Source organism: Mycobacterium timonense (assembly GCF_025821985.1).
Taxonomy (GTDB): domain Bacteria; phylum Actinomycetota; class Actinomycetes; order Mycobacteriales; family Mycobacteriaceae; genus Mycobacterium; species Mycobacterium avium.
The window spans coordinates 1-15,839 of record NZ_JACKSY010000082.1 but is presented as its reverse complement, the minus strand read 5'-3'; the positions used below and the strand labels follow the sequence as shown (position 1 = coordinate 15,839).

The 15,839-nt window shown below is 68.7% G+C and carries 10 protein-coding genes and 1 pseudogene; 7 read left to right on the top strand and 4 right to left on the bottom strand.

Annotation, left to right across the window (positions count from 1 at the left end):
* Positions 1-96: 96 nt before the first annotated feature.
* Together H7I87_RS19295 and H7I87_RS19290 are read right to left on the bottom strand one after the other, a co-directional pair.
* Positions 97-1,179, bottom strand: a complete 1,083-nt coding sequence (locus H7I87_RS19295) for an NAD(P)H-dependent amine dehydrogenase family protein (RefSeq protein WP_011724805.1) — start codon at positions 1,177-1,179, stop codon at positions 97-99.
* A 24-nt stretch (positions 1,180-1,203) separates the two neighbouring features.
* On the bottom strand, positions 1,204-1,992 hold the full coding sequence (locus tag H7I87_RS19290; protein ID WP_011724804.1) for an SDR family NAD(P)-dependent oxidoreductase: 789 nt from the start codon (positions 1,990-1,992) through the stop codon (positions 1,204-1,206).
* Positions 1,993-2,204: 212 nt separating this feature from the next.
* Here H7I87_RS19290 and H7I87_RS19285 point away from each other — a divergent pair, with 212 nt between their 5' ends.
* From H7I87_RS19285 to H7I87_RS19255, 7 genes are all read left to right on the top strand, one after another.
* Positions 2,205-2,804, top strand: a complete 600-nt coding sequence (locus tag H7I87_RS19285; protein WP_003876760.1) for a TetR family transcriptional regulator — start codon at positions 2,205-2,207, stop codon at positions 2,802-2,804.
* 176 nt (positions 2,805-2,980) lie between these two features.
* Entirely contained in the window at positions 2,981-3,688 is a 708-nt protein-coding gene (locus H7I87_RS19280; RefSeq protein WP_009976710.1) for a hypothetical protein, read from the top strand.
* Between the two features lie 151 nt (positions 3,689-3,839).
* Positions 3,840-5,378 carry a nitric oxide reductase activation protein NorD gene (locus H7I87_RS19275; RefSeq protein WP_011724802.1) on the top strand — a complete coding sequence of 513 codons (1,539 nt, stop codon included), beginning with the start codon at positions 3,840-3,842 and terminating at the stop codon, positions 5,376-5,378.
* 22 nt (positions 5,379-5,400) lie between these two features.
* Entirely contained in the window at positions 5,401-6,195 is a 795-nt protein-coding gene (locus tag H7I87_RS19270; RefSeq protein ID WP_011724801.1) for a CbbQ/NirQ/NorQ/GpvN family protein, read from the top strand.
* A gap of 17 nt (positions 6,196-6,212) precedes the next feature.
* On the top strand, positions 6,213-6,341 hold the full coding sequence (locus H7I87_RS19265; RefSeq protein ID WP_011724800.1) for a hypothetical protein: 129 nt from the start codon (positions 6,213-6,215) through the stop codon (positions 6,339-6,341).
* On the top strand, positions 6,338-7,036 hold the full coding sequence (locus H7I87_RS19260; RefSeq protein WP_023861531.1) for a hypothetical protein: 699 nt from the start codon (positions 6,338-6,340) through the stop codon (positions 7,034-7,036). The genes H7I87_RS19265 and H7I87_RS19260 overlap by 4 nt, the downstream gene beginning before the upstream one ends.
* Positions 7,037-7,048: 12 nt before the next feature.
* Positions 7,049-7,483 carry a hypothetical protein gene (locus H7I87_RS19255; RefSeq protein WP_009976697.1) on the top strand — a complete coding sequence of 145 codons (435 nt, stop codon included), beginning with the start codon at positions 7,049-7,051 and terminating at the stop codon, positions 7,481-7,483.
* Positions 7,484-7,502: 19 nt separating this feature from the next.
* Here the strand turns inward: H7I87_RS19255 and H7I87_RS19250 are convergent, their stop codons facing one another.
* Together H7I87_RS19250 and H7I87_RS19245 are read right to left on the bottom strand one after the other, a co-directional pair.
* Positions 7,503-10,109, bottom strand: a complete 2,607-nt coding sequence (locus H7I87_RS19250; protein ID WP_011724798.1) for a sugar epimerase family protein — start codon at positions 10,107-10,109, stop codon at positions 7,503-7,505.
* A 7-nt stretch (positions 10,110-10,116) separates the two neighbouring features.
* Positions 10,117-15,839, bottom strand: a pseudogene (locus H7I87_RS19245) (type I polyketide synthase); the annotation flags it as partial.

Below are 15,839 nucleotides of genomic sequence, written 5' to 3'. Positions count from 1 at the left end.
CGAAGTCGGCTGTCCGGCCGCCGAACGAATCGTTCACCTGAGGGCACAGCCTATGGGTTCGACGCGATTCGTGAAGCGATCTCGCCCAACGGTGGACTAGCGGTCCTGCCACAGCACGCCGCGCATGGTCGCCGCGAGCGGAATGTCCTCGACACCGATGAGCCCCTGGGGCGCCCGGCACACCCAGTCGATCGCGTTGACCACCCGGGCGGCCGTCGAAATGCACCCGGCGTCAGTGGAATCGAACAGCGGATGGGAGACATGGGTGTTGATCTCGACCCGCGGCTCGCCCGCCACGACCACGCGGTGCACCCCGGTGTGACCGTCGGGCGGATATTCCCAGTCGGGCGCCGCGGCCCGAGTGAGCCGGGTGACGTGCTCGAGGGTGATGACGGGCTCGCCGTCGCGGACGCCCTCGGTGGCGAACCGGACCGCGGCCATCCGTCCGGGCTGCACCGTCATCATGGTGCAGTCGATGCGCTCCGGGGTGAACCAGCGCTCGATGCGCTGGCGCACGTCGTCGAGCTCGACGCCCAGATGGTCCGCGAGGCTGCGGACCTGACCGCCCCACATCGCCACGATCACCCCGGGCAGAAACATCATCGGCGAGTCGTCGTCCGGGGCGGTTCCGAAACCCATTGCGGCACCGGTGAACTCGGCGTCGTCGTAGTTTCCGTAGTCGAAGATCTCCTGCACGGTGATCGACGAGACCCGGGTGGCCAGGCTGACGGCGGCGTGCACCAGCGTATCGCCGGAGAAGCCGGGATCGATGCCGTTGACGTAGAGCGAGGTGTTGCCCGCCTCGCAGGCACGCTGCAGGGGTTCGCGCAACCACTCCTCGGCGTGACGGGGCGCCACCAGCCAGACCATCGACGTGCCGACCACGTTGGTGCCCGCGGCCAGGAACCTGGACATCTGCTCGATGGCTTCCATCGGCCGGGTCTCCCCCTGCGACGTGTAGACCACGCAGTCGGCGTTCAATGCCACCAGGGCGTCGATGTCGTCGGTGGCGATGATGCCGGTCGGTTCGTCCAGCCCGCACAGCTGCGCCGCGTCCCGGCCGATTTTCTCCGGACCGGCGGCGTGCACGCCGACCAGTTCCAGATCGGGCCGGCCGATGATCGCCCGCAACGAATGCCGGCCAACGTTGCCGGTGGAGAATTGAATGACTCTGCGCACGGCTGCCTCGTCCTTTGCGGGGGTTCAGTAATCCGGTATCGGCAGCGGCGAATTGTTCGAGTCGAGGCCACCGTCGACGTGAAAGATCGCATTGGTGGCATAGCAGTCCCGGGTGCACAGGTACACCGTGAGCCGGCCGAGGTCCTCGACGTCGCCCAGCCGGTGCAGGGGCGTGGCCGCCAGCATCTTCTCCAGCGATCCGGGCATCAGGTCCAGGCTGCCCCGCAGACCGTCGGTGGCGAAAGAGCCCAGCGCAATGGCGTTGACCCGGATCTTGGGCGCGAGTTCCTGCGCCATGGCGCGGGTGAGCGCCTCGAGGCCGCCCTTCGCGACGCAGTAGGCGGTCAATGCCCGGATCCCGAACCGGGCCGAGCCCGACGAGATGTTGACGATCGAGCCGTGCCCGGCGGCGAGCATGTGCGCGGCCACGAGCTGGCTCATGATGAACGCCGAGGTCACGCACCAGTCGAAGGTGTGCCGGAAGTCCTCGTCGGTGATGTCCAGAAACCGTGCATAGCTGGAGCCGCCGACGTTGTTGACCAGGATGTCGATGCGGCCGAGACGCTCCATGGCGGTGTTGACCACGCGCTCTCCGTCCGGGCGGCTCATCGCATCGGCCACCAGCGCCAGGCCCTTGCCGCCCGCCGCCTCGATGCCCTCCATCGTGCCGACGATATCGGCCTCGGTGCGCGCGGTCCCGACGACAGTGGCGCCCGCCTCGGCCAGCACCCGGGCGATGCCCGCCCCCACTCCCTTCCCGGCGCCCGTGACGATCGCGACCTGTCCGTCCAGCCGGAATTGCTCCAACGCCATGCCGGACTCCCTCGGTAGCGGGTGATGTCTGCGCCGTTCAATGTAGGTAGCCTACTGACTATAGTCAATGACTATGCTCAGTTGCTATCCGGGTTCGCTCGATGCCCAGAAGAATAGTCAAGGTATGCAAGCGCTTTTGGTGATGACGCGGCATAATGGGTCGTTGAGCATGCCGTCTTTGGCATGAGTCGGGTCAACTATAAGGAAGAGCGATGGCTGTGGCGGACCGGCTGTCGGCGCGTGAAGCCAAGCGCCTGCAGACGCGCGAGCGTTTGATGGGCGCCGCGATCGCCGAGTTCGCCCGCGCCGGAATGGCCGAGGCCGACGTGGGCGCGATCGTCGCCGCCGCGGGAGTTGCCCACGGCACCTTCTTCTTTCACTTCCCGACCAAGGAGCATGTACTGCTGGAGTTGGAGCGCCGGGAAGAGGAGCGAATAGCCAAGCAGTTCGCGCAATTCCTCAAGTCCGAGCACGATCTGGCGTCGGCGTTGAACGAGGCGGTCCGCTTGGTGGTCGGGCTGGAGCGCCGATTGGGCGACATGCTCTTCAATGACTTTCTCGCGCTGCACTTCTCCCAGACCCGCCCGCAGACCGAGGACGGCCGCGACCACCCGTTGATCGTCTTGGTGGCCAACGAGATCGAAGGTGCCCAGCAACGCGGCGAGACGGACCCGCACGTCAATCCCATGAACAGCGCGGTGTTCTTCCTGCTGGGCCTGTACGCCTTGTTGATCACCACCAACCACTGGCCGACCGGACACGCCCTGCTGGAGGACTACGTCGCGAGGACTCTGCGCAGTCTGAAACCCTGACGCTGCAACGCCTTACGGGGTGCCCACCGTCGGCTGCGCGGAACAGCATCGATTCAGTACTCCCTTGCATTGTGCTGCGCCGAGGTGTTCGGATGCGGTGTCTTTCGCTGACTGTAGTCAGTCTGTTATAGTGCAGGCGCCGATCCAATCAGTGTCGATGGCAGGGAGGGTTTGCGATGCTGCCCAGGCTCGAATCGAGTGACGCCGCGCAGGCCGGCCTGAGCATCGACGAGCACCTGCACCGGTCACAACTCGCGCAGCGGCGGGCGGACAAGTGGCTGATTTCCGGCAGCCTGCTGATCGGCACCGCGGCGCTCGGCGTCTTCGGATTGCCGCTGTTTCTCTGGGGAGTCCGGTTGCTGCGCCGGGCGCAACGCGAAGGCCTGTCCGTCCGGCCGATGCTGGTCACCCTGCTGGGCTATCTCGTGATCATCGACGCCGCCATCAACACCGTCGGGTGGGCGCTCGACCTGGTGGCCAACCACACCCTGCTGGCCCGGGTGCTGCTCAACGGGTGGGGCAACATGTTCGACGCCGGCTACTTCTGGCACTACAACGAGCTGTGGGTCGGCGGCGCGGCCGGTCCCGGCGAGAAGGCCTTGGAGGTCGGGCTCATCCTGACCGTCTTCACCATGCGGATCGCCGCTGCCATCGGCTTCCTGCAGATGAAGCGATGGGGCCACCAGTGGATGGTCATCACCTGCTGGATGGGCGTCGTCATTTGGATCACCTATGTGTTCAACATGACGATGTTCGCCGACGTGCGTTTTGCCGGCGTCGTGTTGCCGGTCGTCGGCTGGTGGCTCTACGACATCTTCTACATCACCCCGTTTTTGGCCATCCCCTATCTGCACACCGTCAACCGCGAACTCTTCGCCGACTGAACCGCGCGCACGCTGAAAACGACTACGCCACCGAGGAAGTCACATCATGGGCTATCTATGGGAGATCCTCCGCTACGTCGCCGCGTGGGGCGGCACCGGGCTGATCATCTGGTTCTGGTACTGGCTGTTCTCCAACATCGGTACGTTCTGAATGACCGAGCGTTCCGAGTACTCCGACGGCCGCGCGATGGCGCTGGAACGCAGTTGCGCCGTGACGGCGGTCGCGCTGAGCGAGCAGCGCCGCGAAGGCGTGCGGCTCGTCACCGGCGAGCGGCGGGGCTTCGGATTGAATGCGGCACTCACATTCGTCCACGTCCCCTACCCCGCACCCTCCGACTGGACACGCAGAACCCTGACCTGCGGTGTGGCCCTGCAATGCTCGCCATCCAAGGAACGCGTCACCGAATTCCGGCTGAACGAGCTGTCCGCGCGGGAACTGCGCGCGCTCACGCTCGTCGAAGGCGCCGTGGCGCTCGGCTGGATCGCGTCGCGGTGGCCCGGCCTGCTTCCCGAGGTCCAACGGCTGCTCCCCGATGTCCACCCCCAGGCCGCGGGCATGGACGGCGCCCAGATGCTCGACAGGGCAATCGGATTGGCGGCGACCGGCCTGGAATTAACGGTGCCTCCGCTGCTGGGCGCTTTGCCGCTGGCCTACACGGCGCCGCAGGGATTGACCGACAGACTACGACGCAGCTTCGGGAGGATGCCGTGGACCACCACACAGAAGCGTCGTCCGCGGCCGTACTCGGTGCCCGTCGGCGGCGACGGGGGTGTGCGCAACCCGAATCTGCCGCCGCCGAGCCGGCCGCAGGACAATGATCTCGACGTCACACCCCAGCACCGGCCGGGCATCCCCTATCCCGAGTGGAACATGTGGACACAGCGATTCATGCGCGACCACGTCGCTGTCGTCGAGCACGCCGACGGCCGGCGCCTCCGCCGTCCGGTGCCGGTGGCCGTCGATGTCCGCAAGTGGTTCGAAGAACACACCCACCGTGCAATGACCGGCCGCCTGGAAGATGGCTCGGACCTCGACGTCGACCAGTACGTCAGCCACTACATCGACCTGACGACGGGCGAGGCCAAGGAGCCGAGGGTGTTTCGCGACCTGTTGCCCAGCGGCCGCGACGTCACCACCGCACTACTGCTCGATGGCAGCTCGTCACTGGGGGTGCACGGGGGACGCGTGTTTCAGCTCGAATTGGCCTGTGCCGACGCGCTTTCGCGTGCCATGACGCTGGCGCGGGAACGCCATGGCGTTTTCGTGTTCACCGGCAACACCCGACACCGGGTCGAAGTCCGGTGCCTGAAGGACTTCGAAGACCGCCGGTTCGTGCCGCCGAGCACACTCGGCCTGTCCACCCGCGGCTACACCAGACTCGGTGCGCCACTTCGCCATTTGACCAGCCGGCTGCTCGCCGAACCCTCCGAGCGGCGCCTGCTGATCGTCATCGGGGACGGGCTGATCTCCGATGAAGGCTACGAGGGCCGTTACGCCTGGGCCGATGCCGCGCACGCCGTCGCGGAGGCCAACGACGCCGGCGTGTCGATGTATTACGTGGGCGTCGGGCCGACCCGGGTGGACCCCCTTCCGGAGGTATTCGGGCCGCGCCGGTCGCAACGGATCCGGCGTATCGAGGAATTGCCCCGCGTATTGGCCCATGTCCATCGCGAACTGGTCGCCGCGTGAATGCCGGCCGATTGAGGAAGAGATGACCACGGACACATATTTCGCCAACGGCAACGAAGTTCAGCTGTTCGAACAGGCCTTTGCGCGGCGTCTGCCGGTGATGCTGACCGGCCCGACCGGGTGCGGCAAAACCCGGTTCGTCGAACACATGGGCTCGCTGCTACAGCGCCCCGTGGTCACCATCAGTTGCCACGACGACCTCACCAGCTCCGATCTCGTCGGGCGCTTCATGGTGACCGGCGGCGACGTGGTCTGGACCGACGGTCCGCTCACCCGGGCCGTCAAAGCCGGGGCGATCTGCTACCTCGACGAGGTCGTCGAGGCCCGCCATGACTCCTTGGCGATCCTGCATTCGCTCACCGATCACCGACGGTCGTTGTACCTGGACCGCGCCGGCGAGGTGGTGAAGGCCCCCGAAGGGTTCATGCTGGTGTGTTCGTACAACCCCGCCTACCGCAGCTCACTCAAGGAGCTCAAACCCTCGTTCCGCCAACGGTTCGTCACGCTGGCGATGCATTATCTGCCGCCCGACCGCGAGGCCGACGTGATCGTCGCCGAATCCGGAATCCCGTTGGCCACCGCCCAGCGGCTGGTCAGGTGCGCGGTCGCGATCCGCACCGCCGACGAAGCCTTCCACTTCGAACCGCCGTCGACGAGGGTGCTGGTCACCGCCGCCCAGCTGATCGCCGCCGGCGCAACCGAATTGGACGCCGCCGACGCGTGCATACTCGCGCCGCTGAGCAGCGATGGCGCGGTCACCGATGGACTGCGTGAGGTCGCGGCAGCCAGCCTGGCCACCTCGAACAGTTCGCCCTAGGGAAGGGAGTAACCGGCATGGACCGACAGGAACAGAAGCGCAAGAGGGCGCTCATCGTCTTTCAGATCTTCATCTACGGCTATCTGCTGGCGATGTTCGGCGTCCAGCTCTACATGTCGTTCGCCCGCGGGTGGTGGGATCTGTGAATCTCGCTGCCGCGCAGGCAAACAGCGCGACCACCCTCGAGGACCACCACGACGAATCCCGCCAGGCCCAGCGCCACGCCGACAAGTGGATGATCGTCGGCGCCGCCCTGATGGGCATGTGGGCGCCGGGCCTGATCGGGTTCCCGATCTTCATGCGCGGGGTGTGGTTGCAGCGCCGGGCGCTGCGCGCCGGATTGTCGGTGCGGCCGATGATCGTGACCCTGATCGGCTACCTGGTGCTGATCGACGGAATGCTCAACTCCCTGGGCTGGGCGCTCGACCTGGTCGCCAACCACACCCTGATCAACCGAGTGCTGATGGTGGGCTGGGGCAACATGTTCGACGCCGGCTACTTCTGGCACTACAACGAACTGTGGATCGGCGGCGCGGCCGGGCCGGGCGAAAAAGCTTATGTCGCAGGGCTGATTCTCACGGTCTTCTCCATGCGGGTGGCCGCCGCGATCGGGTTCCTGCAGATGAAGCGGTGGGGCCACCAGTGGATGATCGTCACCTGCTGGATGGGCGTGGTGATCTGGTCGGCCTACGTGTTCAACATGACCATGTTCGCCGACGTGCGCTACGCCGGTGTGGTGTTCCCGGTCATCGGCTGGTGGCTCTACGACATCTTCTACATCACCCCTTTCCTGGCAATCCCCTACCTGCACACCGTCAACCGCGAAATCTTCTCCGACTAAAGGAGCCGTGCCATGACTAGTCCGTCCGTACCGTCTACCGCCGACGACAAGGACTCGGCCGCCGGTCTCGAACCCGGCACCACGCCGTACTACGCGCGCATGCACAAATGGATCAAGCGGGCCGTGCTCGTGTGCCTGGTGGCCCTGGTGATCGAGGGCGCGTTCACGCTGCCGTTCATGGCGGTCTACTACGGCTACCCGACGCTGAGCCTCACCCAGATCTGCAGCGAGCTGCTCAAGATCCGGTACTCCAACGACACGCTCGAGTGCAAGTACCCCTACCCGCCGTTCGGCCCGCCGGAGGGCGCCGAGGGCAAGGCCACCGCGCAGGACGTCTGGGGTATCCAACCGATACCGAAGTACCACCGGCTGGGGTTCCGAGAACTCGTCAAGATCCACAACGACAGGCTGGCCCGCCAAGCGGCGCAACAACATTCGGCGCCATGACACGGCCCGCCGTAAGCGCCTACCCGCCGCCGGTGGCCGGCTCCGAAGCAAGTTCCAGCACCCTGATCTCGCCGGTCGCCCCGTCGACCTCGACGAGCGCACCCGGCGGCAACGACTTGGTGGCTCCCTGCACATCCACCACGCAGGGGAAGCCGAACTCGCGGGCCACCACGGCGGCGTGCGACATCGGCCCGCCGAGTTCGGTCACCACGGCCGCGGCATAACAGAATGCGGCGGTGTAGCCGACGTCGGTGGCCTCGGCCACCAGGATCTCGCCGGGCTGTAGGTCGTCGATGGTCTCGGGCCGCACGATGCGCACCCGACCGCGGACCCGTCCGCCGCACACCCCGACGCCGCGCAGGGTTCCGCCACCGGCCAGCGCCGGCACGGAAGTTGCCGTCGGCTGCCAGCTTCCGCTGAACACCGTCGGCGGTGCGATGCCGGCCAGCCGGCGGTGCTCGGCCCGACGCCGCGCCACCACCGCCGCGACGTCGGCCGGCAGGGCATCGAGTTCGTCGACCAGTAGGTAGAACACATCGTCGGCGCTGCCGAAGACGCCCGCGTGGGTCAACCGGCGACCGTATTCCCGCAACAGGGCGCGCAACACCCAGTTGGCGCGCACCACCTTGTCGCGGCGGGCTTCGCGGTCGCGGAGTTGACGCGCAGTTAGCGCTGCAATCAGCTTGGCCTGCAACGGAATACGGGGATGCTGCGGCGGCGGCGCCGCGGTCGCCGCCATCGCCTTGGCCACCATGCGGACCAGCAGCTCGGGGTCGTCGGCGTAGCTCGTCGACAGCATCTCCAACTCCGCCGGACCGCGGTGCCCGATCAGCGCCAACTCGGCCAGCACCGCGGCATGGAATTCCGGCGCGTCGACGGCCAGCTTGTCCAACCGCTCCCCCGGTTCGGTCAACACACGGGCCACGTTCGGATCACGCTGTGCGGCAACGACCAGGCGCTGCATGGCCTCCACCGATCGCGCACTGACCAGTTCCGGGCCGGCCGGCGCCGAGGTGTCCCGTCCGCACACCGCGCGCAGCAACACGTTGAACGCCGCACACAGCATGAACGACGCGGAGGCCAGCACCCAGCCGTGCACGACCTGGTCGCGCGCCAACGCGATCAGGCTCAGCAACCGGCGCTCGTCGAGTTCGGCGGCGTCGCCGGCCAGCCGCTCCAGCCGATCCACGTCGGCGATGAAGTCGTCGGTGTCGCGCGCCGCACCGGAGCTCAGGCCCACCAGATTGACGCCGAACACCCCGATGTTGCGGGTATTGCGCAACAGCCTTCGGGCCCAGCCGGTTTCGGCCGGCCGCTGCTCACCGAAGACGGGCAGCGAGGCCATGCTGGGGCCGAAGAACCCGCTGTTGCTGACGATCATCGACGGCTTGGCGAACGGCACGGTCTCGGCCATGAAGTGCGCCGAGGTGATCGCACCGTAGAGGCGGTGCGCGAACACGCCGACGGTGCGCAGGGCGATTTCGCGCTGCACCAGACCACCCGGCCGCAGCCGCTCGGCGATGGTGACGCCGCCGGCGCGTACTCCGCGCACCGTCGCCGACGCCGAGGACGGCGAGAACGGACCGGGCAACGCCTCGGACAAGTTGGTGGCCAGGAAGGTGGGGAAACGCGGATCGATCGGCGTGTCGAACTCGCCGTTGACCCCTTCGGGGCCGGCCGGTACGGGCACCACACCGTCCTGCGCGGGGGCATCGACGGCGGGCAGGTCCGCGACGTTGGCCAGCCGCCAGGGCAGCGACACGACGCGGCGCCCCACCGTGACGCGCCCGCGCACCGCCAGCGCCATATCCTCGACACATTCACCGCACTGCCATGCCGGCCGAAAGCCCCACCGCTCGTGCAGCAGCGCGGTATCCATCAGCGGCGCGCTGAGCACCGGCTCCAGCTCGGCCGGCGCCGGGCGGCCCAGCCGCAGCACCGGGCGGCGCAGGGTGGCCGCGATCCGGCGAAACGTCGTCGTCCCCGGCGCAGCGAGATTGACTGTGCCGCTGGGTATTTCGTGGCTCAGCACCGCCGACTCCAGTAGTCGCAGCGCGTCGTCGAGGTGCACCAACTGGATGGGGCGATCGACGGTCCCGCCGGGGAAGGCGGGCAGCGCCAGAACCCGGCGCACCCAGTTGTCGACGTTGCGGCCGACGACGAGCGCGCAGCGGATGGTGACGGATTCGAGTCCGGAGGCGACCAGCATCTCCTCGACGCGGGCTTGCTGCACCGCGTCGGCGGCCGACGGGGCCGGCGCCTCGGCCTCGCTGCGCGGGGTGTCGCCGCCGCCGTAGACGTGCGGCGACGATGGGAAAACAATGCGGCGCGCCGAGGTTTCGGCCATCGCCGCCAGCACGTTGGCGGTGCCGGCGATGTTGACCTGCGAGCCGGTCCGCTCCTGAGTGTCGTGGGTCCACGCGAAATGCGCGACGACGTCCGCACTGGTGACCGCGCGGTTGACCGCGGCGGCATCCCGGATGTCGGCCTCGATGAAATCCGCTGCGCTCGACCAGCTGTCGGGCCGATGCCGGGCGATGCCGACGACGTCGTGGCCCTTGCTGAGCAGCCGGGCGGCGAGGCCGCGACCGAGCACGCCGCTGGCCCCGGTGACCGCGATTCTCATCGACCGCCTACTCGTCGTCGTCATCCAGCAGCGCGGCGTTGACCAGGTCGTCGAGATCCATGTCGGCGATGTCCTTTTCGGTGGTCACCGCCGGCGTTGCGGATTGCGCGGTCCCGGTGGACTCGTTCGCCAACGCCAGCAACAGCTCCAGGACCCCGGCCTGGCGAAGACGCTTGACCGGAATCGATCCCACCACGCGCTGGATCTCGGCTTCGCCCGGCGCCGCGGCCGCTGTCGGCTGTTCGGACGTGCCGACCAGTTCCCGATACATGTAACCGGCCAGCGCGGCCGAGTTCGGGTAGTCGAAGATCAGCGTCGGCGAAAGGGCAAGCCCGGTCGCGGCTTTGAGCCGGTTGCGCATCTCGACGGCGGTCAGCGAGTCGAACCCGAGTTCCTGGAAGGCCCGGTCCGGGTGGATCGCCTCCGGGCTGGAGCTGCCCAGCACGGTGGCGATGTTGGAGCGGACCAGGTCCAGCAGGACCGCTTGTTGCTCATCCTCGGGCAGCCCCTCGAGGCGTTGCAGCAGAGCCGATTTCGACTTGGCCGCGGCCAGCGAGTCGTCGACCTGGCGGCGGGTGGGCGCGTTGATCAGGTCGACGAACATCGGCGGCAGCGTGCCACCGTCGAACTTGACCCGCAGCGCCGCAAGGTCGATGTGGGCCGGCAGCAGGAACGGCTCGTCGACGATGAGCGCGGTGTCCATCAACTCCAGCGCCTCCTGCGACGACATCGCGACGATACCGTCGCGGCCGAACCGGGCCAGGTCGGCCGCACCCAGCCCGCCGGTCATGGCGCTGGCCTGATCCCACAGCCCCCAGCCCAGCGAGATGGCCGGCAACCCGTGGGCCCGCCGATGAGCGGCCAAGCCGTCCAGGAACGAATTGCCGGCCGCATAGTTGCCCTGACCCGACGCGCCGGCCAGCCCGGCGATCGACGAGAACATCACGAACGCACCGACATCCAGGTCGCGGGTCAGCTCGTGCAGGTTCCACGCCGCGTCCACCTTGGCCCGCAGCACGGTGTCGATCCGTTGCGGGGTCAGCGACGTCACCACCGCGTCGTCGAGCACCCCGGCGGCGTGAATCACCCCGGTCAGCGGGTGCTGCATCGGGATGTCGGCGATCACCTTGGCCAGCGCCTCCCGGTCGGCGGCATCACAGGCCACCACCTCGGCGTGCGCGCCGGCCGCGGTCAGCTCGGCCACCAGCTCCGCGGCGCCCGGCGCGTCCAGTCCGCGCCGGCTGACCAACACCAGGTTCCGCGCGCCGTGGCGGGTCACCACATGTCGCGCGACAGCCGAACCGGCCATCCCGGTGGCGCCGGTGATCAGCACCGTGCCCGCTGTCCACGCGTCGGGCATGGTCATCACCACCTTGCCGACGTGGCGGGCCTGACTCAGGTAGCGCAATGCGGCCGGCGCACGTCGCACGTCGAACCTGGTGACCGGCAACGGCCGCAGCACGTCCTCGCCGAACATCGCGGCCAATTCGTCGAGCAGCCGGGCGATGCGGTCCGGCCCGGCCTCGAAGAGATCGAAGGCGCGGTAGCGCACACCGGGGTGCTCGGCGGCGACGACCTCGGGGTCGCGGATGTCTGTCTTGCCCATTTCCAGGAAGATCCCGCCGGGGGCGACCAGCCGCAGCGACGCGTCGACGGAATCACCGGACAGCGAGTCGAGCACGATGTCCATCCCGGCCCCGCCGGTCACCGCCCGGAACTTGTCCTCGAAGTCCAGGCCGCGCGAGTCGCCGAGGTGATCGTCGTCGAAGCCCATGTCGCGCAACGTGTCCCACTTGCCGCGGCTGGCGGTGGCGAACACTTCCAGGCCCAGATGCCGGGCTAGCTGCACCGCGGCCATCCCGACGCCGCCGGCGGCGGCATGCACCAGCACCCGCTGGCCGGGCCTGGCGTCGGCGAGGTCCACCAGCGCGTAGTAGGCCGTGGCGAACACCACGGACGCCGTCGCGGCCGCGGTGTGCGACCATCCGGCCGGCACCTTGACCAGCAGCCGCTGATCGGTGGTGGCGACGGTCCCGGTTCCGTCCGGGAAGAGGCCCATCACGCGGTCGCCGACCGCGACACGCCCGTCCTGCGAGGCCGTTTCGATGACCACGCCGGACGCTTCGATGCCCATCACCGCGTCCGGATCGGGATACAGGCCCAACGCGATCATCACGTCGCGGAAGTTGGCGGCAAGGGCCGAGGTCGCCACCCGAACCTGGCCGGGCCCCAACGGCGCGTCGGCGTCGGGGATCGGCTCCAACCGCAGGTTCTCGATGGTGCCGTAGCTGCTCATGCCCAGCCGCCACGGTCCATCCTCCGGCGGCACCAGCAGGGCACCCACCGCCCGGCTGCCGAGCACCCGCGCGGTGTACACGGTTCCGTTGCGCAGCAACGTCTGCGGCTCGCCGACCGCCAGCACCGCCGCGACCGCATCGGCGTCCAGCGGCGCATCGGTATCGACCAGCACGATCCGGCCGGGGTGCTCGGTCTGCGCGGAGCGCACCAGGCCCCACACCGCTGCGCCGGCCAGATCGGTGACGTCTTCTCCCGGCAGCGTCATCGCGCCGCGGGTCGACACCACCAAGGTGCCGGCCCCGTCGCGGGCGAGCCACGACTGCAGCACCGGCAGCACCGCCCGGGTCGCGGCGTACACCTCGGTCACGACGTCCCCGGCCACCGGCGCCGATTCGAACAGCACCGCGAAACGCCCGCTGTCGGAGTCGGTGTCGGTGGCGTCCAATTCCGTTGCGCCCCAATTTAACAGCGACACCGGCTGCACGGCCGTCGACGGCTGGGCCGACCAGATCAGTTCGAAGAGGCGGTCCGGGCCCGAGTTCGACACCGCGGCCAACAGCTGTTGGTCGGTCACCGGCCGCGCCACCATCGACGCCACCGAGAGCACCGGCAGCCCCAACCCGTCGGCCAATTCGATCGACACCGCGGACGGACTGACCGGCACGATCCGTGCCCGCACCGCCGCCGCGCCCGCGGCATGCAACGACACCCGCTGCCAGGAGAACGGCACCAACATCGAGCCCGCCGGGAGGTCGTCGCCGTCGGACGCCAACATGACCGCGTGCAACGCCGCGTCCAGCATCACCGGGTGCACGCCGAAACCGGTTGTGCTGACGCCGGCATCGGTGGGCAGGTTCACTTCGGCGAAGATCTCGTCGCCGCGGCGCCACATCGACGTCAGGCCGCGGAACGCCGGCCCGTACCGGTAGCCGCGCTCGGCGAGTTGCTCATATCCGTCGCCGAGATCGACCGGCACCGCGCCCACCGGCGGCCACGCCGACAGGTCCGTGGCCGGCTGCGCCGACCCGGCGCGCAGCACACCCTCGGCGTGCAACAACCAGCCCGCGCCCGCGTCGGCGCGGGAGAAGACCGACACCGCACGCGCACCCGAATCATCCGGGCCGTCGACCACGACCTGGATCGCGACCGAACCGCCGGCCGGCAACACCAGCGGCGCAGCCAGATTCAGCTCGTCGATGATGCCGCAGCCCACCTCGTCGCCGGCGCGGATCGCCAGTTCGACGAACCCCGCGCCGGGGAACAGCACCACGCCACCGACGGCGTGGTCGGCCAGCCAGCCCTGGCTGGCCGGTGACAGCCGGCCGGTGAGCAGCACGCCACCCGAGGCGGGCAGTTCCACCACCGCGCCCAGCAGGGCGTGGTCGCCGGCGGCCAGGCCCAGCCCCGCCGCATCGGAGGCCGCGCCGTCGCCGGAAAGCCAAAAGCGCCGCCGGTCAAAGGCATACGTGGGCAAGTCGACCAGGTGCCCCGTACCGAGTGCGCCGCGCCAGTCCACGTCCATGCCGCAGACCCAGCCCTGGGCGACGGCGTTGACCAGAGCGACCGGCTCCGGGCGGTCCTTGCGCAGGGCGGACACGGTGACGACGGGCGCGTCGGCCAGCGTCTCTTCGATCGCTGCGGTCAGGCCGCTGCTCGGCCCGACCTCCAGGAAACGGGTCGCACCGGCCGACTGCGCGAACCGCACGCTGTCGGCGAAGCGCACCGCGTCGCGGACATGGCACTTCCAGTACTCCGGCGACCCGAAGTCGTCGGCCGCCGGTTGCCCAGTCAGATTGGAGATGATCGGGATGACGGGTTTGTCGATGGCGAGACCGGCTGCGACAGTTCCGAATTCGTCGATCATCGGTTCCATCAGCGGGGAGTGGAAGGCGTGCGACACCGACAGCCGGTGCACGCGGTGACCCTCGGCGCGCAGCCGCTCGGCGATCGCGACGGCCGCATCGTGGTCACCGGAAATCACCACCGCGGCCGGGCCGTTGACCGCGGCGATGCCGACGCCCGGGCCCAGCAGCGGGCGCACCTGCGCCTCGGTGGCCTGCACGGCGATCATCGCCCCGCCCTCGGGCAGCGCCTGCATGAACCGGCCCCTCGCCGCCACCAACACCGCGGCGTTCTGCAATGACAGCACACCGGCGACGTGCGCGGCCGACAGCTCCCCGATCGAGTGGCCCATCACGAAATCGGGTCGCACTCCCCACGATTCGAGCAGCCGGAACAATGCGACTTCCACCGCGAACAGCGCCGGCTGCGCGAATTCGGTGCTGTTCAAGACGTTTTCGTCGTCACCCCAGATGACGTCGCGCAGCGGGCGAAGCAGATGGCGGTCGAGTTCGGCGACGACCGCGTCGAACGCCTCGGCGAAAACCGGATATCCGGCATGCAATTGCCTTCCCATGCCTAGGGTTTGGGATCCCTGGCCGGGGAAGACGAACACCGTCTTGCCCGCCGGTGTGGCGACACCCCGGATGATCGATGCGGCCGGGTCGTCGGCGGCCAGCTCGTCCAGCCCGGCCAGCAGGCGGTCCCNGTCACCGCCCACCACGACGGCCCGGTGCTCGAACGTCGCGCGTCCCGCCAACGTCCAGCCCACGTCGGCGATGTCCAATTCCCCCTGCGCGCGCACGTATTCGGCCAACCGCGCCGCCTGCGCCNGTCACCGCCCACCACGACGGCCCGGTGCTCGAACGTCGCGCGTCCCGCCAACGTCCAGCCCACGTCGGCGATGTCCAATTCCCCCTGCGCGCGCACGTATTCGGCCAACCGCGCCGCCTGCGCCCGCAACGCCGCCGCGGACTTGGCCGACACCACCCAGGGCAACACCGGCAGCGCNGGCGCGTCGGCGTGCGCCGGCTCGACGGCCGGGACCGCCTCGATGATGACGTGCGCATTGGTGCCACTGATGCCAAACGACGACACCCCCGCCCGCCGCGGCCGCTCACCCGGCCACGGTTGGGCCTCGGTCAACAACGACACCGCCCCCGCCGACCAATCCACATGCGGGCTGGGCTCATCGACATGCAGCGTGGCCGGCAACAACTCGTGGCGCATCGCCAGCACCATCTTGATCACCCCGGCCACCCCCGCAGCCGCCTGAGTATGACCCATGTTCGACTTGATCGACCCCAACCACAACGGCTGGCCACGATCCTGACCGTACGTCGCCAACAACGCCTGCGCCTCGATCGGATCACCCAACGTGGTGCCGGTGCCGTGCCCCTCCACCACATCCACCTCGGCCGCCGACAGACCCGCGTTGGCCAACGCCGCACGCACCACCCGCTGCTGCGACGGCCCATTCGGCGCCGTCAGCCCATTGGAAGCACCATCCTGATTCACCGCCGAACCCCGCACCACCGCCAACACCGGATGCCCCAACCGCCGCGCATCCGAAAGCCGCTCGACCACCAGCAT